Source organism: Escherichia sp. 93.1518 (assembly GCF_013368915.2).
GTDB classification, from domain to species: domain Bacteria; phylum Pseudomonadota; class Gammaproteobacteria; order Enterobacterales; family Enterobacteriaceae; genus Escherichia; species Escherichia ruysiae.
The window spans coordinates 66,168-88,451 of the sequence record NZ_JABWMT020000003.1; the positions used below are offsets into that span (position 1 = coordinate 66,168).

A 22,284-nucleotide genomic window follows, 5' to 3' on the forward strand; every position below is an offset into this window, starting at 1 on the left:
CTACACCACCATCAACTGATGATTCGCCAGCAAAGTGGCGAGGTCGGTATGCACGCCCGTCAGCGTGACCACGTTAGCTGTCGCAAAGCCGCCACCTGTGCCGTCGCGATCGATCTGCACGATGGTGTCGCTGCCGCTCTGGGTAACTTTGACAAAATCACCGATGTTTCCGGCCTGCGCATCCAGCGTCGCCACGCCGTTGACGTAGCTGGCTTTGCCGTTGCCGGTGTAGCCGCTGCCCTGTAACAGTTCACGAATATCAATGCGATCGGTGTCGGCGGTGCCTTCCCATGTCCCTACCGTAAAGCCATTCACCACGTCCGAGCCGTTGCCGCCGGTGGCGTCGCTGGCGTTGAGCAGTTTATAGAGCAAGGTGTCGTGCCCGCCGTTGCCGATGTTGAGCGTGTCGTTACCGCCGCGCCCTTCCAGTTGGTTATCGCCCGTGCTGCCGGTCAGGGTATCGTTAAAATTCGAGCCGGAAATCCCCTCGATATTGGTAAATGTTGAGGTGTTAAAACCGGTGGCCTGCGCGGCGGTGCTGCTTAAGTTCGCGGTCACGCCCACCGTCGATAGCCGGAAATCAACCACGTCCATCCCACCGTTCGCCAGCCAGGTTCCGGTGCCGGAGCTGTACACCCAGCCGCCGGAGCCGTCGTAAGTGTCGGTGCCTGCGGTGGCGAAGAAGGTGTCGTTATAACCGGTGCCGACGAACTTGCCGTTATTGCTCGCCGTCCCGGCTTCGGCGCTGAGATCGTAAGCGTGAGTGGCATCGGTAGCCTGTAAGCCGCCCCAGGTGGTGTTTACCGTCTGATCGATATTGCTGGCAGTCGCGCCAGTGGATTTGATCAGCACGGCGTTGTAGGTTTCTCCGGCATTCAGCCCGTAGAAATTGACCAGCGCCGAGGTGTCGTTAACCCCCATCCCCGACTGCGGGTTGATGATTTGCGTGGCGACCAGCACTCCCGCCGAGTTGTACAGTTTTACGGTATTGCCGTAATAAACGTTAATGCCGTTGGGATCGGTGATGCGCAGGTGCAGCGAAGTGCCGTAGCTCACCGTGTTGGTGTTGCGGATCAGGAACACGCTGCCCGACTGTTTGGTCACCAGCACATCCACTGCGCCGTCCCAGTCGTAGTCCATTGCCGCCACGCCGCTGGTAGTGCCGCTCTGGCTGCCGCCGAGTACCGACTGCGTCCAGTTGCTGGCTCCGCCAACGTTGGTGTAAAGGTAGGATTGTCCGGTCTGGGCAATACGGGCGATATCCATCAGACCGTCGTGGTTCCAGTCCACCGCCAGGCTAAACTGGCTGGCGTAGGTCGTCGCCGTTGCCCCCACCGCCACCGGATTTCCCAGCACGCCGTTGGTGTTGAATAACAGGGAGCCGTAGTTAGCTCTTCCCTGGCTGGCGGGCAGGAAGAGATCCATATCGCCGTCGCCATCGAAATCCGCCCAGGTCATGGAGACAGACGTCGAGTTGCCGCCGCTGCCCGCCGTGCTGAGGAAGGTGTTGATGGTGTTTTGTCCCCAGACAAACGTGCCGTTGCCCTGGCTGATGAGCGAAGACAGCGTGTAATAGTTGTTCAGGTTGAAGGTGTGCTGAACCAGGTCAATCCTGCCGTCATTGTTAAGATCAACGCCAGAACCCTCGTTGAGTGAAAGATATCCCGTCACCGCCCCGCCCACCGTGGCGCTCCCGCCGTTGTTGGCAACGGTAGAGTTGCCTACCAGGGTGCCCGCGTTATTCCACAGGAAGGTATTAGAGTCTGGCCCCCCGGCGTCGCCAATCCAGAAATCGAGATAGCCGTCGCCCTCTTTATCAAACGCCACAATAGAGCCGTACCACGTCAGGGTGCCAACGGCGACCAGAATGGCACTGGAGAAGGTGCCATCGCCGTTATTGGTAAAGCCGTTGATATAGCCCGTGCCGTAATCATCACGGGTAATAAACAGATCGCCCGTACCGTTACGGTCGTAATCGGCAATGGAACTGGTGGCGTAATTGTTGCCGCTCTGATACAGCGTCAGGGCGGTCTTCGACCAGGTAAGCGGGTCGGTAGATTGCATCACCTGTTGGTTGGCCAGCACCGTCCACATCCCGTGCGTGTCGAGGCCGTAGGTCAGCCCCCAGGCAGTCGTTTTATTGGCGGTCGTCCAGGCTGGCGTGTAATCAATTGCCGCGTTGACCGTCACCGTGCCATTGCTGACGTTAGCGGTGTTGCCGTTGCCCGCCGAGCTTTTCACCTGCGCGGTGACGTTATAGGCGGTAGCGGACGCCGCCAGCACATCGGTATCCGGCAATTGCACATACCAGGTGTTGTGCGCCGGATCGACCACCACCGCGCCGCCCGGCTGCGAGGTGTAGGTTTTACCGTTGATCACCACTTCAACATACTGCCCACTGGCAAGTGCGGCAGTGATTACGCCACTGATAATCGGCGTAGTGTCGCGCGTGGTTTGATTGGTGATTTGCGCAAGCGTCGTCGGAATAGAGGTATCAACCGTCAGAACAAAATCACTAGAGGAGGTGATATTCCCCGCCAGATCCACCACTCGCGCGCTGTAGGTATAGGCACCGCTGACCAGCCCACTGTCGCTGTAGGTCCAGTTCAGTGCGCCGACCATCGTCACCGCGCCTAACAATAAGCCGTTGCGATAGAGGTAAACCACTTCTCCGCTGGCCAGCGGAGCGGAGAGCACGCCGTTTAACAGCGGCGTGGTGTCGTCGGTAGCCTGCGAACTGCTTAACGTCCCCTGCCGCTGCCCGACATCATCGGTATACGACACAATAGTTGGCGTGGCGGTGGGGTTAATCGTATCGACCACCACCGTTTTCGACACCACCGGGCCGGTATTTCCCGCCAGATCCAGTACCCGCACCTGATAAACATAGCTACCGTCGGTCAGCGTGCGGCTGTCGGTGTAAGTCCATTGCGTGCCGTTAGTGGTGAGCGTAGTCCAGGTCGCGCCGCCGTCGAGGCTAATCTGCGCCACTTCGCCGCTGGCAAGCCCCGCCCCCAGCGAACCGGTCAGTGTGAGCGTGGTATCGCTGGTGATAAAATCGGTGGCTGAACTCCCCGTGTCGGTGCTGATGCTGGCGATGGTCAACACCTGCGCCGGGTTAACGGTGTCGATTTGCGCCGTCTGGCTACCGGTTGCGCCTACGTTGCCTGCCAGATCGACCACCCGCACCTGCCAGGTGGTCGTGCCGTTAGTCAACGTGCGCCCATCCGCGTATGTCCAGTTCAGGCCGTCTGCCGCCAGCGTCACGTTCACCCAGGTTGCGCCGTTGTCGGTACTGATTTGCGCGAACTCATTAGCACCAAGCGCCGCGCCCAGCACGCCGCGCACGGTAAGCGTGGTATCGCTGGTAATAAAGTCGCTGCTGCTGGCGCCGGTGTCATCGCTGATACCGGTAATGGTGATGCTTTTCGCCGCTTCGGGACTGGTGGTATCGACCACCACGTTTTGCGTCGCGGTCTGCCCGACGTTCCCCGCCAGATCCACTACCCGCACCGTGTAGTTCCAGGTGCCGTCGGTCAGCGTGCGACCATCGGCATAGCTCCAGTTGGTGCCGATAACGGTTAACGTGGTCCAGGTAACGCCGCCATCGAGGCTGATTTGCGCCCGTTCATCGGCGGCAAGCGTCGCGCCGAGCGTGCCGCGCACGGTCAGCGTCGTGTCACGGGTAACAAAATCGCTGCTGCTTAAACCGGTGTCATCGCTAATGCCCGCAATGGCGATGGTTTTGCTCGCCAGCGGCGCGCTGGTGTCAACGGTGACAATCTGGCTGGCGGTCGCGCCGATATTTCCGGCGGTGTCGATAACCCGCACCTGATAGTTGTAGTTGCCATCGGTCAGCGTGCGCCCGTCAAGGTACGTCCAGGTCAAACCGCTTACGGAAAGATTCTGCCAGGTTGTACCGCCGTCGATGCTGATTTGCGCGAACTCACCGGCAGCCAGCGTCGCCCCCAGCGTGCCGCTCACCGCAAGCGTCGTGTCGCTGGTAACAAAATCGTTAGTGATCAGGCCCGTATCGGTAGTGATCGCGCTGATGGCGATGGTTTTCACTGCTGGATCTGGCGCGATGGTGTCGATCACCACATTCTGGCTGTCAGTCGCGCCGACGTTGCCCGCCGCATCAATCACCCGCACCTGATAGAGATAATTGCCATCAGTCAGCGTGCGGCTGTCGTTATAGCGCCAGGTCGTGCCAGTGACGGTGAGCGTGCTCCAGGTTGCGCCGCCGTCGATACTGATTTGCGCCGTCTCGTTACTGGCAAGCGCGGCGGTCAGCGAGCCATTGACCACCACCGGGCTGACGCTGGTGATAAAGTCGCTGGCGCTAATCCCGGTGTCGGTTTGCAGGGAATCGATATTAATACCCATCGCCGGGGCGCTGAGATCGACGGTAATACTGTGATTGCTGCTGCCGGTATTGCCAATGGCGTTGCTCACCGAGGCGTTAATCACGTAGGCGTTGCCGTCCGCCAGCGCGGTGACATCGGCGCTGCCGAGGGTGTAGCTCCAGCTACCGCCGGTCTGCACGGTGGTGGTGTAGGTTTTGCCGTTTAAGGTCAGGGTCAGCGTCTGCCCGACCGGCGCGGTGGTGGTGCCACTGATTACCAGCGACGAGCCGTGTTCCGCCGCATTCACCACATCATCGCCCGCGAAGGTGTTGATGGTGACGGTGGGGACGTCACCGTTCAGAGTAACGCCACGGCTGGCGCTGCCGGGGTTTCCAGCCTGATCGCTGACCGTCGCGCTAATGGTGTAGCTACCGTCGCTTAATCCGGCAAACTGCTGCGCCGGAATAAATACCGACCAGCTTCCACCGCTGGCGACCGTTGCGGTCCAGCTCTGACCGTTAAAGATGACGGTTACCGTCTGACCGACTTCGGCGGTGGTGGTGCCGCTGATGGTCTGCCCGGCAAGCTGCTCGGCGTTGTTAATAATATCGTCGCCCGCTACCGTGGCGATGGTCACCGTCGGCGCAGCGGTGTCAACGGTCAGGGTGTGCGTGGTTTGACCGGGGTTGCCCGCGCGATCGTTCACGCTGGCGGTGATGGTCTGCGCGCCCTGCCCGAGCGTTGCCAGATCCGCCGCAGGTACGTTCAGCGCCCAGGTGCCATTGGCGGCAACCGTGGCGGTATAGGTTTTGCCGCCAAAGGTCACGGTGACCGTCTGCCCGACTTCCGCGCTGGTCGAGCCGTTAAGGGTTAACGGCTGCTGTTGTTCGGCAGCATTGAGTCGGTCGTCCGTCGAAACGGTGTTGATGCTGATAACCGGCGCGGTGAGATCCACCGCCACACTGCGCGAGGCCGTGGCGCTGTTTCCGGCGCTGTCCTGGGCGGAGGCGCTAACCGTATAGCTGGTGCCATCAGCAAGTGCCGCAACGTCTGCCGCTGGCACATTTACGCTCCAGCTCCCGTTGCTTTGAATGGTGGCGCTGTAACCTTTACCGTTAAGCAACACGGTCACCACTGTGCCTGTCGCAAAATTGGTGCCGGTGCCGCTCAGGGTCAGCGCACTGCCTGCTTCGGCGGCGTTAATGAGGTTATCGCCGCTGATGGTGCTGACCGAAAGTGACACTGCCGCCGTGTTCACCTGCACGTTGTGCGTCTGCGTGCTGCTGTTGCCTGCGCTGTCGGTGATGGTGGCGCTGATGGTCACCGTGCCGTCCGCAAGGCCAGAAATCACGCTGGCAGGCACGCCGACGCTCCAGTTGCCGCTGGCATCGGTGCTGGTGACATACTGCTGCCCGGCGATGGTCACCACCAGGCGGTCACCCGCGACCGCGCCCGTGGCGGTGCCGCTGATAATCTGCGCCTGTGCGTGTTCAACGTTGTTAATCACATCATCGCCCGCCACGGTGTTAAAGCTGATCACCGGCGCGGTGGTATCGACGGTTACGCCTTTGCTGGCGCTGCCGGAGTTACCCGCCAGATCGCTGACCGTAGCGGTGAGCGTGTAACTGTTATTAGCAAGCGTGGTTAAAGCACTGGCAGGCAGCGTTAAGCTCCAGCTCCCGTCTGCCTGCACCGTGGTCTGGTAGTTACTGCCGTTAAGCGTGACGGTCAGCGTTTGCCCCGTTTCCGCCGTGCTGGTGCCGGATACCGTTACGCCCGCCGCCGCTTCGCTGGCATTGATGATGTTATCGCTGGCAATGGTGTTGATGGTCACCGTTGGCGCGGCACTATCGACGCTGTATTCGTGCGTGGCCGTGGCGCTGTTGCCGTTGACGTTAGTCACCCGCACCTGGGCGCTGGCATCGCCATCACGCAGAACCGCCATATCCGCCGCCGGAACGGTGGTGCTCCAGCTACCGTTAGCCGCCACCGTGGCGCTGTAGGTTTTACCGCCAAAGGTAATGAAGACCGTTTGCCCCGCTTCGACGCTGGACGTGCTGCCGGAAAGCGTTAACGCCGCACCTTTTTCGGCGGCGTTAATCACATCATCGCTGGTAATGGCGTTAATGCTGATGGCGACGGCAGTGAGATCAACGGTCAGCGGATGGGTAATGCTGGTTTGCGTTCCGGCACTGTTCGCGCCGCTAACGGTAATATTCAGCGTTCCCGCAGGCCAGTTACTGACATCTGCCGCCGGAACGCCGACGCTCCAGTTGCCATTCGCCAGCACTGTGGCGGCGTAAGTTTGGTTATTAATCACCACCGTCAGCGCCGTGCCTGCCGCAAAGCCGGAGCTGCTGCCGGTGATCACCTGCGCCTGAGCGTGTTCGATGATATTGACCACATCATCGCCTGCAACGGTATCGACTCGCAGACCTGGCAGACTGGCGTTGATGGTGATATCGCGCGTGCCGCTGCCGGTGTTGCCAACGCCGTTGGTCACCGAGGCGTTAACGGTTAACTCACCGTTACCCAGCGCCTGCCAGTCGGCGGCTGGTACGCTCACGTTCCAGCTTAAATCTGGCTGGACGGTGGCGCTGTAAGTTTTACCGCCCAGCGCAACGGTGACAGTGCTACCCGCCGCCGCACCGGTTACCTGACCGCTGATGGTTTGCGCGCTGCCTGCTTCGGCGGCATTGATAATGTCGTCCGTAGCCACCGGATTAATAGTCACACCCGGCAGCGCGGTGTTGACCTGTACGTTATGGCTGGCGGTGCTGCTGTTACCCTGAGCGTTGGTGACGCTCGCCGTCACGCTGTAGGTGGCTTCGCCCAGCGCACTGACCGCCGAGGCAGGAACGGTGACGCTCCAGTTGCCGGAGGCATCGGTGGTGGTGCTGTAGTTTTGTCCGTTCAGGGTGACGGTGATCGCCGTGCCCGCAGGCTGATCGCTGGTGCCGGAAAGCGCCAGATTCGATCCTTTTTCCGTCGCGTTGATCACATCATCGCCCGCGATGGTGTTAATGCCAATCGCTGGTGCGGTGAGGCTTACCGTCACGGTGCGGCTGGCGTCGTCGCTGTTGCCTGCCCGATCGCTGACGCTGGCGGTGATGGTCTGCGCACCGCTACCCAGCGCCGTCACATCCGCCGCCGGAACACCGACGCTCCAGTTGCCGGAGGCATCCAGGGTGGTGGTGTAGGTTTTGCCGTTGAGCACAACGCTCACCACATCGCCCGCTTCCCCGCCGGTGCTGGTGCCGGAGATCACCAGTGCCTGCGCATGTTCGGCGTCGTTGATGATGTCATCGCCCGCCACGGTGTTAATGGTGAGAACCGGCGCGGTGGTGTCTATCGCCAGATTATGTCTGGCGCTGCCAGGGTTGCCCGCTTTGTCGTTGACCGTGGCGCTGACGGTGTAATTGCTTGCGGTCAGCGCGCCGAGTGATGACGCAGGGACGCTAACGCTCCAGCTACCGTCAGCCTGTACGTTGCCGGTGTAGGTTACGCCGTTAAGGGTGACGCTCACCGTCTGCCCGGTTTCGGCGGTGCTGGTGCCGCTGATAGTGAGCGGGCTTCCGGCCTCTGCGGCGTTAAGAATATCGTCGCTGGCGATGGTGTTAATGGTGAGCGTCGGCGCACTGGCATCGACGCTGTACGCATGGGTCGCCGAAGCGTTATTGCCGCTCGCACTACTGATACTGGCCTGCACGTTCGCCGCGCCGTCTGGCAGGGTTGCCAGATCCGCCGCCGGAACAGTTACGCTCCAGCTTCCGTTGGCGGCGACGCTTGCGGTGTAGGTTTTACCGCCAAAAGTAACGGTAACGGTTTGCCCGCTTTCAATCCCGCTGGTGCTGCCGGAAAGGGTCAGGTCGGTGCCTTTTTCGGCGGCATTAATTACGTCGTCGCTGGCAACGGTGTTGATGCTGATAGCCACCGCCGTTAAATCAACGGTAAATGGATGGCTGACGCTTACCGGGTTTCCGGCGCTGCTTTGCCCTGTTACCTCAATGTTTAACTGCCCCGCAGGCCAGGCGCTGACGTTTGCCGCCGGAATACCGACGCTCCAGCTACCGTCTGCCTGTACCGTGGCGGAATAAGCCACGCTGTTAATGGTGACTGTCAGCATGGCGCCTGTATTCAAACCGCTGCTGCCGCCGGTGATCACCAGCGCCTGCCCGTGTTCGATGCTGTTGACGATATCATCGCCCGCGACGGTATCCACCCGCAGACCTGGCAGGTTGGCGTCAATAGTGATGTCGCGCGTGCCGCTACCCGTGTTGCCACTGGCGTTAGTGACGGAGGCGTTAATGGTTAAATCGCCATTGCCCAGCGCCTGGAGATCGGCTGCCGAAACGCTGACGCTCCAGCTTAAATCGGGCTGAACTTGCGCTGTGTAAGTATTGCCGCCCAGCGTCACAGTGACCGTATCGCCTGCGGCGGCGCGGGTAACCTGTCCGCTGATGGTTTGATCGGCCCCGGCTTCGGCGGCGTTGATAATATCGTCACCCGCCACAGTATTGATGGTGACGCCCGGCAGGCCGCTGTCGACCAGTAAATTCGCCTGGCCGCTGGCGGTGTTGCCTGCTGCACTGGTGGCGCTGGCGCTGACGGTATAGTTGGCCTGGCCTAGAGCCGCCAGATCGCTGACCGGAACGGTTAAGGTCCAGTTGCCCGCCGCGTCGGTGGTGGCGCTGTAGTTATGACCGTTGAGCGTGACGGTAACCTGTGCGCCTGTCGCCAGCCCCGAACTGCCGCCGCTGATGGTCAACGGTTGGCCTTTTTCATCGGCATTCAGCACGTTATCGCCGCTGATGGCGTTAAAGGTAATGGTCGGCAGCCCGGTATTAACCGTCACCTGATGCGTGGCGCTGCCGCTGTTACCACCGGCATCGGTGACGCTGGCGTTGATGGTGACCGTGCCGTTCGCCAGTGCCGAGACAACGCTCGCCGGTACGCCGACGCTCCAGTTACCGCTGGCATCCAGCACGGTGGTGAAGGTGTTTGTGCCAATAGTCACCGTGACGGTACTACCGGTTGCCGCGCCAGTGGCGGAACCGCTGATAATCTGCGCCTGGGCGTGTTCCGTCGCGTTGATCACATCATCGCCCGCCACCGTGTTGATGGTGACGAGCGGAACGGAAGTATCCACCGTCAGGTTGTGATTAACCGAGGCCGGGTTTCCGGCTTTGTCGCTCACCGCCGCGCTGACGGTGTAGTTACTGGCGGTCAGGGCGCTTAAGTCGGCTGGCGGCACGCTGACGCTCCAGCTACCGTCCGTTTGTACCGTGCCGGTATAGTTTGCGCCATTGAGCGTGACGGTGACCGTCTGCCCCGCTGCTGCCGGTGATGGTCAGCGCCGTTCCGGCTTCGGTGGCGTTAAGAATGTCGTCGCCCGCAATGGTGTTAATGGACACCGTTGGCGCGCTGGCATCGACGCTGTAAACGTGGGTGGTGGTGGCGCTGTTGCCGTTAACGTTGCTGACGCTGGCCTGTGCGCTGGCATCGCCATCACGCAGGGTTGCCATATCCGCCGCCGGAACCGTGGTGCTCCAGGAACCATCTGCCGCGACGATTGCAGTGTAGTTTTTGCCGCCAAAGGTGACGGTGACCGTTTGCCCTGATGCCACGCCGGACGTGCTGCCGGAGAGCGTTAACGCCGCGCCTTTTTCGGCGGCGTTGATCACATCATCGGCGGTAATGGTGTTAATGCTGATAGCGATCGCCGTGAGATCGACGGTGACCGGGTGCGTGACGCTCACCGGATTTCCGGCTGTGGTGCTACCGCTCGCCGTAATCGTGACCGTCCCCGCAGGCCAGGCGCTGACATCCACCGCCGGAACGCCGACGCTCCATGAACCATCGGCTAAAACCGTTGCGCTATAGTTCTGGCTATTAATCGAAACCGTGAGTACCGCACCCGCTGCCAGACCAGAACTGCTGCCGGTTACCACCAGTGCCTGCCCGTGCTCGATGATATTCACCACATCATCGCCAGCGACGGTATCGACCCGAAGACCAGGGAGATTAGCGTCAATCACGATTTCGCGCGTACCGCTGCCAGTATTGCCCACGCTGTTTGTGACTGACGCAGAAATCGTTAGCTCGCCGTTACCCAACGCCTGTAGCGCGGCTGCCGGAACATTAATACTCCAGCTTAAATTGGCCTGCACTGTCGCCGTGTAAGTCTCTCCACCCAGCGTGACGGTCACCGTGTCGCCCGCCGCTGCGCCTGTAACCTGACCGCTGATAGTTTGATCTGCCCCGGCTTCGGCAGCGTTAATAATATCGTCCGTCGCCACAACGTTAATGGTGACGCCCGGCAGCGCGGTATTAACCTGCACGTTATGGCTGGCGGAACCACTGTTGCCATCAGCATCGGTTGCGGCGGCGGTCACGGTATAAGTCGCTTCACCAAGCGTACCAACCGCAGACGCCGGAACGGTCACGCTCCAGTTACCGGAAGCATCGGCAGTGGTGGTGTAATTTTGCCCGTTGAGCGTAACGGTTACCTGCGTGCCCGCAGGCTGGTTGCTGCTGCCGGAAATCGCCAGATCCGCGCCTTTCTCCGTGGCGTTGATAATGTCATCGACGGCGATGGTGTTGATACCGAGCACCGGCGCGCCGAGCGCCACGTTGACAATGTGCGAAGTCGTGCCGCTGTTGCCTGCGGAGTCGGTAACCGTGGCGGTAATGGTCACATCGCCCTGCGCCAGTGCGGAAATCACGCTGGCAGGCACGCCGATGCTCCAGTTGCCGTTGGCGTCCAGCACGGTGGTGTAGGTGGTCGTGCCAATGGTAACGGAAACCGTATTACCGGTAGTCGCACCCGTTGCCGAGCCGCTGATAATCTGCGCCTGGCTGTGTTCAGTGGCATTGATGATGTCATCGCCCGCTACCGCGTTGATAGTCACGACCGGGGCAAGCAGATCCACCGCCAGATTATGCGTTGCCGAGGCCGGATTTCCGGCTTTGTCGCTGACCGCCGCGTTGACGGTATACGGGCTGGCGGTGAGGTTCGCTAAATCGCCAGTCGGTACGCTGACGCTCCAGCTCCCGTCTGCCTGCACGTTGCCGCTGTAATTGACGCCGTTTAGCGTCACGGTCACCGTCTGCCCAGCTTCCGCCGTGCTGGTGCCGCTGATGGTCAGCGCCGTTCCGGCTTCAGCGGCATTAAGAATATCGTCCGTGGCGATGGTGTTGATAGTAACGGAGGGCGCGGTGGCATCGACGCTGTAAGCATGTGTTGTCTGGGCGATGTTGCCTGCTACGTTGCTGACGCTGGCTTGTACGTTTGCTGCGCCGTCTGGCAAGGCTGCGAGATCGGCGGCTGGAACTGTCAGCCCCCAAGTGCCGCCCGTCGCAACCGTGGTGGTGTAGCTTTTGCCACCGAAGATAACGGTAATGGTCTGCCCCGCTTCCACGCCGGAGGTGGTGCCGGAGAGCTGCAAATCGCTGCCTTTTTCGGCGGCGTTAATCACATCGTCAGTAGAAAGAGTGTTGATGGTAATCGCCACGGCAGCGAGATCGACCGTGACCGGATGAGTAATGCTGGTTGTGGTTCCGGCGGTGTTGGTGCCTGTAACCGTAATATCGACCGTCCCCGCAGGCCAGTTCCCCACATCCGTCGCCGGAACGCCCACGCTCCAGGTGCCGTCTGCCAGTACCGTTGCGCCGTAGGTGACGCTGTTGATGACTACCGTCAACGCCGCGCCCACCGCCAGTCCGGTACTGCTGCCGGTTACCACCAGTGCCTGACCGTGTTCGATAATATTGACCACATCATCGCCTGCTACGGTATCGACGCGCAAACCTGGCAGGTTGGCGTCTATCACGATGTCGTGCGTTGTGGTGCCGGTATTGCCTGTAGTGTTGGTGACCGAGGCGCTGATGGTCAGCTCACCGTTACCCAACGCCTGCAAATCTGCCGCAGGCACGCTGACGCTCCAGCTTAAATCTGGCTGCACGGTTGCGATGTACTGGTTGCCGCCAAGCGTGACCGTCACCGTATTCCCCGCCTGTGCCGTTCCCGTTACCTGACCGCTAATGGTCTGGTTAACGGCGATTTCAGCGGCGTTGATAATGTCATCGCCCGCCACGGTATCAATGATCACCCCTGGCAGGAGCGATTCGACATTCACTGTATGGGTAGTACTGCCGCTGTTGCCCGCGCTGTCGGTGGCGCTGGCGCTAATCGAATAAACCGCCTCGCCCAGGGCGCCGACCGCCGAAGCTGGCACGGTAACGCTCCAGTTGCCAGAACCGTCGGTGGTGGCGCTGTACGCCAGGCCGTTCAACATCACGGTGACCGTGGTGCCGGTCGCCAGACCGCTGGAGCCGCCGCTGATGGTCAGATCCTGAGTTTTCTCGGTATTGTTAATGATGTCATCGCCGGAGACGGTGTTGATGGTCAACGTCGGGCCGCTGAGATCAACGGTCACATCGTGAGTCGTGCTGTCGCTGTTGCCCGCGCGATCGCTCAGGCTGGCGGTGATGGTCTGGCTGCCGGTTGCCAGCGCCGTGACATCCGCCGCCGGAATACCCACGCTCCAGTTACCGGAGGCGTCCAGCGTGGTGGTGTAGTTTTTACCGTTCAGGTTAACCGTAACCACATCGCCCGCTGCCGCGCCCGTACTGGTTCCGCTCACCACCAGCGCCTGCCCGTGTTCGATGGCGTTGATGATGTCATCGCCCGCAACGATGTTAATGGTGAGATCCGGCGCGGTAACGTCCACCGCCAGCGCATGGTCGGCGCTGGCCGGGTTACCCGCTTTGTCGCTTACCGTGGCGGTCACGGTATAGCTGCTGGCGGTTAATCCGCTTAAATCCGATGCCGGAACATTCACGCTCCAGGTGCCATCCGCGAGAACGGTGGTCTGGTACGTGTTGTTATTGAGCGTGACGGTCAGCGTCTGTCCGGCCTGTGCCGTGGTGGTACCGCTGATGGTGATCCCCGCGCCTGCTTCGCTTACGTTAAGGATATCGTCGCTGGCGATGGTGTTAATGGTCACAAGCGGTGCGGTGGCATCGACGCTGTACGCGCGATCGGCCTGGGCGCTGTTGCCGTTAATGTTGCTGACGCTCGCCTGCACGTTGCCCGCACCGTCCGGCAGCGCAGCGAGATCGGCAGGTAGCACGTTCACCGTCCAGCTACCGTTGGCTTCCACGGTAGTGGTGTAATTTTTGCCGCCAAAGGTCACGGTCACCGTCTGCCCGGCTTCGACACCGCTGGTGCTGCCGCTTACGACCAGCGTTTCACCTTTTTCGACGGCGTTGATCACATCATCGCCGGAAAGGGTGTTAATGGTGATGGCGACCGCCGCCAGATCGACGGTGACCGGATGGGTAATGGTGGAGGTTGTTCCGGCGCTGTTGGTGCCGCTTACCGTAATATCCACCGTACCCGCAGGCCAGTTGCTGACGTCTGCCGCCGGAATACCGAGGCTCCACGTGCCGTCGGCTAATACCGTCGCGCCATAAGTAACGTTGTTAATCTCGACCGTTAACGCCGTTCCCGCCGTTAGCCCGGTGCTGCTACCGGTGATCACCAGCGCCTGATTGTGCTCAATGCTGTTTATGACGTCATCGCCCGCCACCGTATCAACCCGCAGGCCAGGCAGATTAGCGTCGATAGTGATGTCTCGCGAACCGCTGCCGGTATTGCCGACGACGTTGGTCACCGAGGCGTGTACGGTGAGAGAACCGTTGCCCAGCGCCTGAATATCCGCCGCCGGAACGCTGACACTCCAACTTAAATTAGCCTGCACCGTGGCGGTGTAGGTGTTGCCGCCCAACGTAACGGTGACCGTATCTCCCTGCGCTGCGCCCATGACCTGCCCGCTGATGGTTTGCGCGTTGCCGGATTCAGCAGCGTTAATAATATCGTCGGTCGCCACCGCGTTAATGGTGACAGCAGGTAAGGCGCTGTTGACCAGCACATTATGGCTGGCGGAATTGCTGTTGCCTGCCGTGTCGGTGACATTTGCGGTTACCGTGTAGTTGGCTTCACCCAGCGCGCTAACCGCCGAGGCTGGCACCGTGGCGCTCCAGTTACCGGAAGCATCTGTGGTGGCGGTGTAATTTTTCCCGTTCAGCGTCACCGTAACCGTAGTGCCAGCAGGCTGATTACTGGTGCCGGTAATTTGCAGATCCGCGCCTTTTTCCGTGGCGTTAATCACGTCATCGCTGGCGATAGTGTTGATACCAATGGTTGGCGAGGTGAGATTCACAGTGATCGTGTGGCTGGCGTCGTCGCTGTTGCCTGCCGCGTCGGTAATGGTCGCGGTGATGGTTTGCGCGCCGCTGCCAAGCGCGGTGACATCTGCCGCCGGAACGCCGACGCTCCAGTTGCCGGAAGCATCCAGCGAGGTGGTGTAGGTTTTACTGTTTAGCGTGACGGTGATGACATCGCCTGCTTCCCCGCCGGTGCTGGAACCAGAGATTACCAGTGCCTGCCCGTGTTCGGCGGCGTTAATGATGTCATCGCCGGAGACGGTGTTGATGGTTAGCACTGGCACGCTGAGATCCACCGCCAGCCCGTGGGTGGCGGTCGCCGGGTTACCCGCCTTGTCGTTGACTGAGGCGCTGACCGTATACTGGTTGGCGGTCAGATTGCTGAGATCCGCCGTCGGCACGCTGACGCTCCAGCTACCGTCCGCCTGAACGGTGCCACTGTAAGTCACGCCATTAAGCGTGACGGTTACCGTCTGCCCCGCTTCGGCGGTACTGCTGCCGCTGATGGTTAGCGGATTGCCCGCTTCGGCGGCGTTCAGAATATCGTCGGTGGCGATGGTATTAATGGCAAGCGTCGGTGCTGTAGCATCGACGCTGTAGGCGTGGGTTGCCGAAGCCGTGTTGCCGTTAATAGTGCTGACGCTCGCCTGTACCGTGGCGTCGCCGTCGCGTAATGCGGCGAGATCGGCGGCAGGCACGCTGGTTGTCCAGCTACCATCGCCCGCTACGGTGGCGGTATAGCTTTTTCCGCCAAAGGTGACGGTGACCGTTTGCCCCGCTTCCACACCAGAGGTGCTGCCGGAAAGGGTTAAATCTGCCCCTTTTTCGGCGGCGTTAATCACATCATCACCAGAAACGGTGTTAATGGAGATCGCCACCGCCGCCAGATCGACGGTGACCGGATGAGTGATAGTGACCGGGTTTCCTGCGCTACTGGCGCCTGAAACCGTAATATTCACCGTACCCGCAGGCCAGTTGCCCACATCTGCCGCCGGAACACCAACGCTCCATGTGCCATCGGCTAATACTGTCGCAGCGTAAGTGACCGTGTTAATCACCACCGTCAGCGCCGCGCCCGCCGCCAGCCCGCTACTGCTACCGGTTATCACCAGCGCCTGAGCGTGCTCGATGCTGTTAACCACATCATCGCCCGCCACGGTATCGACGCGCAGCCCCGGAAGATTAGCGTCTATCGCGATCTCGCGCGTGCCGCTGCCGGTGTTGCCAACGCCGTTGGTCACCGAGGCGTTAACCGTGAGAGAGCCATTACCGATGGCCTGAATATCCGTCGCCGGAACGTCCACGCTCCAGCTTAAATTGCCCTGCACGGTGGCGGTGTAGGTTTTCCCGCCAAGCGTTACGGTAACCGTATCGCCCGCCGCCGCGCCCGTCACCTGGCCGCTGATGGTCTGCGCCACGCCCGATTCGGCGGCGTTAATAATATCGTCGCTCGCCACCGGATTAATGGTGACACCAGGTAGCGCGGTATTCACCTGTACGTTATGGCTGGCGGAATTGCTGTTACCTGCGCTGTCGGTGACGTTCGCCGTCACCGTGTAGCTGGCTTCGCCCAGCGCACCGACTGCGGAGGCTGGCACCGTGGTGCTCCAGTTGCCTGTGGCATCTGTCGTTGCGGTGTAATTTTGCCCGTTTAGCGTCACCGTAATTGTGGTGCCTGCGGGCTGGTTACTGGTGCCGCTGATTTGCAGATCCGCGCCTTTTTCCGTGGCGTTAATCACGTCATCGGTGGCGATGCTGTTAATGCCAATGGTCGGCGCGGTAAGGTTAACGGTGACCGTGTGCGTCTCACTATCGTTGTTGCCTGCCGCATCAGTCACCGTGGCGGTAACAGTTTGCGGGCCGCTACCAAGCGCGGTGACATCCGCCGCCGGAACGCCGACGCTCCAGTTGCCGGAGGCATCCAGCGTCGTGGTATAGGTTTTACTGTTTAGCGTGACGGTAACAACATCCCCCGCGTCCCCGCCGGTGCTGGAACCGGAGATCACCAGCGCCTGCCCGTGCTCGGTGGCGTTAATAATGTCATCGCCCGCAATGGTGTTGATGGTCAGCACCGGAACAGTGAGATCGACCGCCAGATTATGCGTGGTGCTCGCCGGGTTGCCCGCTTTGTCATTGACCGTCGCGGTCAGGGTGTGGCTGCCATCCGTCAATGCCTCAAGATCTGCCGCCGGAATGTTAATGCTCCAGCTGCCATCGGCCTGTACCGTTGCCTGATACGTCTGCACGGTCGGGCTGTTAAGCGTTATCGTAACAATCTGCCCCGCTTCGGCGGTGGTGCTGCCGCTCACCGTCACGCCCGCATCGGCTTCGCTGGCGTTGACGATATTGTCGCTGGCAACGGTATTGATAATGATGGTTGGCGCGCTGCTGTCGACGCTGTAGTTATGCACCGCCGAGGCGCTATTGCCGTTGATATTGCTGACGCTGGCCTGCGCGGAGGCACTGCCCTCGGGTAATGCCGCTAAATCGGCGGCAGGAACGGTGGTTGTCCAGCTACCATCGCCTGCAACCGTGGCTGTGTAATTTTTACCGCCAAAAGTGACGGTGACCGTTTGTCCGGCTTCTACGTTAGTGGTGGTGCCGGAAAGGGTTAAATCAGCGCCTTTTTCTGCGGCGTTAATCACATCGTCCGTGGCGATGGTATTGATGGCGATCGCTGCCGGAGTGAGATCCACCGTTACCGGATGCGTAATGCTCACCGGATTTCCGGCGCTACTTTCCCCGGACACGGCAACCGTCACCGTCCCCGCAGGCCAGGCGCTAACCTGCGCCGCCGTCACGCCCACGCTCCAGCTACCATCGGCCTGCACCGCAGTGGTGTAGTTGACGTTGTTAATCGTGACGGTAAGCGGCGTGCCTTCAGCCAGCCCCGAGCTGCTGCCGGTAATCACCAGCGCCTGCCCGTGCTCGATGATATTGACCACATCATCACCCGCTACCGTATCGACCCGCAGGCCAGGCAGATTGGCGTCGATGGTGATATCCCGCGTGCCGCTACCGGTGTTGCCGTTTTCATTGGTGACCGAGGCATTAACCGTTAAATCACCATTACCCAGCGCCTGAATATCTGCTGCCGGAACGCTCACGCTCCAGCTTAAACCAGCCTGGACGGCAGTCGTGTAGGTATTGCCGCCCAACGTAATAGTTACCGTGTCGCCAACGGCTGCGCCAGTCACCTGTCCGCTGATGGTTTGCGCTGCGCCTGCTTCTGCGGCGTTAATAATATCGTCGCTCGCCACCGGGTTAATGGTCACGCCGGGCAGTGCGCTATCGACCAGCACGTTATGGCTGGCGGTGGCGCTGTTGCCGATACTGCTGGTCACCGCTGCCGTTACCGTGTAGTTGGCCTGGCCCAGTGCGGTTACCGCCGATGCCGGAACCGTGACGCTCCAGTTGCCGGAGGCGTCGGTCGTCGCCGTATAATTTTGCCCGTTCAGCGTTACGGTGATGGCGGTATTAGCAGGTTGATCGCTGGTGCCGGTAATCTGGACATCGGCTCCTTTTTCGCTGGCGTTAATCACATCATCGCCCGCAATGCTGTTAACACCAATCACCGGCGCGGCAGTGTTGACCGTGACAGTGAGTGACTGGCTGCCGGTGTTTCCGGCGCGGTCGGTGACTGAAACGTTGATCGGATAACTGCCGTCCACCAGTCCGCTGACGACGGAAGCCGGAACGCCCAGACTCCAGTTGCCAGAAGCATCCACCACCGTGGTGTAATCCACATTATTGAGGGTCACGGTGACGATATCGCCAGCCTGCGCGCCGGTAACCGTGCCGCTGATGATTTGCGCCTGGGTGTGTTCCGGCGTATTGATGACGTTATCGCTTGCCACCGGATTAATGGTCACCACCGGCGGCGTGGCATCGACCAGCGCCACGCGTGAAACGCTGCTCGGATTACCGGCGACATCGTTTACGCTGGCGGTGACCGTAGCGTTGCCGTCAGCCAGTGCGTCAACGTTGGCGGCGGGAACGGTCACGCTCCAGGTTCCGTCTGGCTGCACGATGCCCTGATACGTCTGCCCGTTGAGCGTCACCGTCACCGTCTGCCCCGGCTGGGCGTCGGTGGTGCCGGTGATGGGCAGATCCTGCCCGCTTTCGGCGGCGTTAATGACGTTATCGGCGGTCAGCGGATCGATGCTTAAGGCCGGAGCCTGGCTGTCGACGGTAATGGTGCGGGAGGTGTTGCCGGTATTGCCGCTGAGATCCGTCACAGAAGCGGTAATCGCCACCGCGCCGTCGGGCAGATTTCCCATCGCGGCGGCAGGTACCGTCAGACTCCAGGAGCCATCGGCCTGCACAGTAGTGGTAAAACTCTGTCCGGCGAGGGTTACTGTAACCGTTTGTCCTGGCTCAGCTTGTTGAGTGCTGCCGGTGAGGGTCAGTGGCGCATTTTTTTCTGCACCACTGATAATGTCATCGCCGGAAACTGTGTTAATGGTGATCAATGGAGACACGCCCACCAGAGTGATTGCACGTGATGCCGTGCCAGTATTTCCGGCGGCATCTGTCACGGTGACGAAAATCGTATTGGCTCCGCGATCCAGCGTGCGGGTTACCGCCGGATCCAGCGCCACATTCCAGCTACCGTCTGCCAGCACGACGCCCGTCAGGACATGAGCGCCCAATTTCACAGTCACCGTATCGCCAGGAGAAGCACCGCTGACGTTTCCGGAAATGATCTGCGCAACGGCCTGTTCGGCATTATTAAGAATATCGTCGCCCGCCACGGTGTTGACGTTGATCGTCGGCGCGCTGGTATCTACCGCGAAATTCGCGCTGTTGCTGGTGGTATTTCCTGCCCGGTCGCTGACGCTGGCATTTACGGCGTAGTTACCATCTGCCAGCGCCTGCACTTCTGCGGCAGGCAGCGCCACCTGCCATGTGCCATCGCTACCGACGGTTGCTGTATGGCTTTTACCATTTACTGTCAGTGTAACGATTTGCCCGGCTTCAGCATTCGAAGTACCGCTCAGTACCAGCGCGGCGTTATGTTCTGCGGCGCTGACAATGTTGTCCTGGGCGATGGTGTTGATAGCAAGCGTCGGCGGCTGGGTATCGACGGTTAACAGTTGCGCGCTGGTGACCGTATTGCCCGTAGCATCTTTCCCGCTGACCAGCACTGCCTGATTCCCTTCGCCTAACGCCTGGGCGTCAGCGGTCGGCACCTGCACGCTCCACGCGCCGTTAGCACCTACGCTGGTCGTGTAGGTTTTGCCGTTTAGCGTGACGCTGAGTTCTGTTCCCTGCGGCAAGTTGCTCGTCGTGCCTGAAAGCGTAAATCCGGCGGCCTGTTCGCTGGCGTTAATAATGTTATCGCCTGCGGTGGTGGCGACCTGCACGCTGGCCTGGCTGTCGTCGATGGTTAACGTTATCGAACCAGCGTCAGTGATGGTGCTGCCGACAATTTGCACCACTGACCAGGTATGTTCACCTGCGCTTTGCGTGGGTAAAGAGACGCTCCAGTGCCCGTTGCTGTCTACCTGAGTACTGGCAATAGTATTGCCGTTACTGTCTTTGATCTGGATGGTCGCACCCGCCTGCCCGCTACCGCTAAAGGTTGGCGTGGTGTCATCGGTGATGTCATTGGTGGCGAGAATACCGCGCTGATCGCCCTGATTATCGGTGACTAAAAATGATGGGGTTGCATTGCCTGGCTCGGCGGGTGGCGGAGGATTGTTAACCACTTCAGTTTTTGAATCGTCATCACCACCGCTTGCCAGTAAAGCGCCAAGCGCACCGCCACCTACCGCCGCCCCCGCTAACCATCCCCACGGGAAGGTGCTGGTCTGAGCAACGGTATCAAGAAATGGTGCAATACTTTCAATAGCGGTGGTCTGAGCGGTCAGTTCTACGGGGGCTAACCCCCCCGCTGCGGCATCGGCAAAGGTTACGTGGGTTAGCTGTTGTCCATCGGCAAAGACCAGTTCAGATTGTTCACTGGTATTTGTCGCTTGCAGGAAATAGCCGTTGCAACGGATAACCGTGCCATCCTGCATATAGATCAGCAGGTCATTTCCTTCGCGAACGTAACGCGCAACGGCAGATGCCTGAGCATGAACCTGCACCACAGAGGGCTCATAAATAACAACCGTAACGTCGCCAGGATTAATCAGCGTTTGTTTGACGGATGTTTTACGCGAAATAACATCAATAATCAGGCTCATAATGGCATTCCTGATAAATGGCGCACATCCTTAGCGAGTCCATTTATCTAAATAAGACAAAGGTAATAACTCAACAACGATGCCTACCTGATATTAATAATGGCAGGATTATTTTAAGTCGGGTAAGTCGTTGTATAAGCCCTGTTTAATTCCCGCTAATGGAATAAGGTTATTAACCGCAGCGGCATAATTTACTGCGGCAACCCAGCCATCATAATTGGCATTTATTTCAGCCGATTGCGCCTGAAAGACATCTTGCTCGACGGTTAATAGATCATTCAGACTGCGTTTACCTAATTTATATTCATTTTGGTACACATCTCGCGTTTTGTGTGCGCTTTCGGATTGCGCTAAACCGGCTTCTTCGCGCCCCCGTGCGCCAGTCCAGTTGGCATACGCCACCGATGCCCGTTGTAATACATCCAGTTTTGCCTGTTCGACCTGCGAGGCGGAGATTTTTTGTTGCCCTTCGGCCTGTTGTACCTGGGCTGAAACCGCGCCGCCCTGATACAACGGCGCGTTAACGTTCAGCTGTAACTGGTCGTCCCAGTACGAGCGGTCGCTGGTCTGGTAGCGCGTTTTGCCCCCCTGAATACTGAGCGTCGGCCAGTATTGTGCTTTGGTTTTTTCCACTCCGTACTGTGCCGACTGGCGTAAATTTTCTGCCGCCAGCACCAGCGGAATGGACTGGTAATCAATATTTTTTAGCGATACCGGCTGCTCGGCTAATTCCGCAGGTGGCGCGGCTATCGCCTCCGGCTGTACGCCAGTCAGCACCGCCAGTTGCGCTTTGGCGCTCGCCATTTGCGCCTGATATTGCTCCAGCGTCGAGCGCATTCCGGCAATGCGTGTCTGAGCCTGCAATTCATCAGAAGATGAATTCAGGCCGGCGTTGGCGCGCAGTGCCGCCATGTTGTAGACATTTTCCAGCGAGTGAATATTGCGTTGAGCCGCATCGCACAAAGCCTGATAACGGCTAACTTCCATATAGGTGGTCGCCGTTTTTTCTGCGACATCGGTTAAGGTCGCCATAAGCTTAAAGCGGTAGCTGTCGCGGGCGGCGGTTTGCAGTTTGATATCGTTACTGGTTTTGCCGAAGTCATACACCAACTGCGTCAGGGTTATGCCATACGAAACGTTGTTATCAAGCCTGCCGCTGGAGTCCGTTTGTCGGGACGGCCCCGCGTTACCGGTTAAGCCAACGTGCGGATACCAGGCACTTTTGGCTTCATCGATTTGCGCTTCGCCAATACCTATCTGCGCCGCCTGTTGGGTGACGTCGGGGTTTCGCGCAAATGCGCGTAATATACTTTCCTGTAAGGATAAACTGGCAACCGACGTAACCGCAGGGGCGGTAGCCCATTGTGGTAATGGCGCTGCAAGCGCGTTTTCTCCCATCACAATAAAACTTATTAAAAATATCAGGCATTTATTTTTACGGTTTTTTAATTGTAATCGCGCCATAGATAAGTCACTTCCTTCCAGGTCATTATTTTAACTGGTTTTTATAACCAGCC

1 protein-coding gene and 1 pseudogene are annotated in these 22,284 nt (G+C 59.6%); both read right to left on the minus strand.

Going from position 1 to position 22,284, the window contains the following annotated elements:
* Positions 1-20,767 (minus strand): annotated as a pseudogene (siiEA, locus tag HEN21_RS03105) (BapA-related adhesin SiiEA).
* A gap of 108 nt (positions 20,768-20,875) precedes the next feature.
* The gene (locus HEN21_RS03110) at positions 20,876-22,231 is read right to left on the minus strand and encodes a TolC family outer membrane protein (protein WP_176251650.1); all 1,356 of its coding nucleotides are present in this window, start codon (positions 22,229-22,231) and stop codon (positions 20,876-20,878) included.
* Positions 22,232-22,284: the final 53 nt, after the last annotated feature.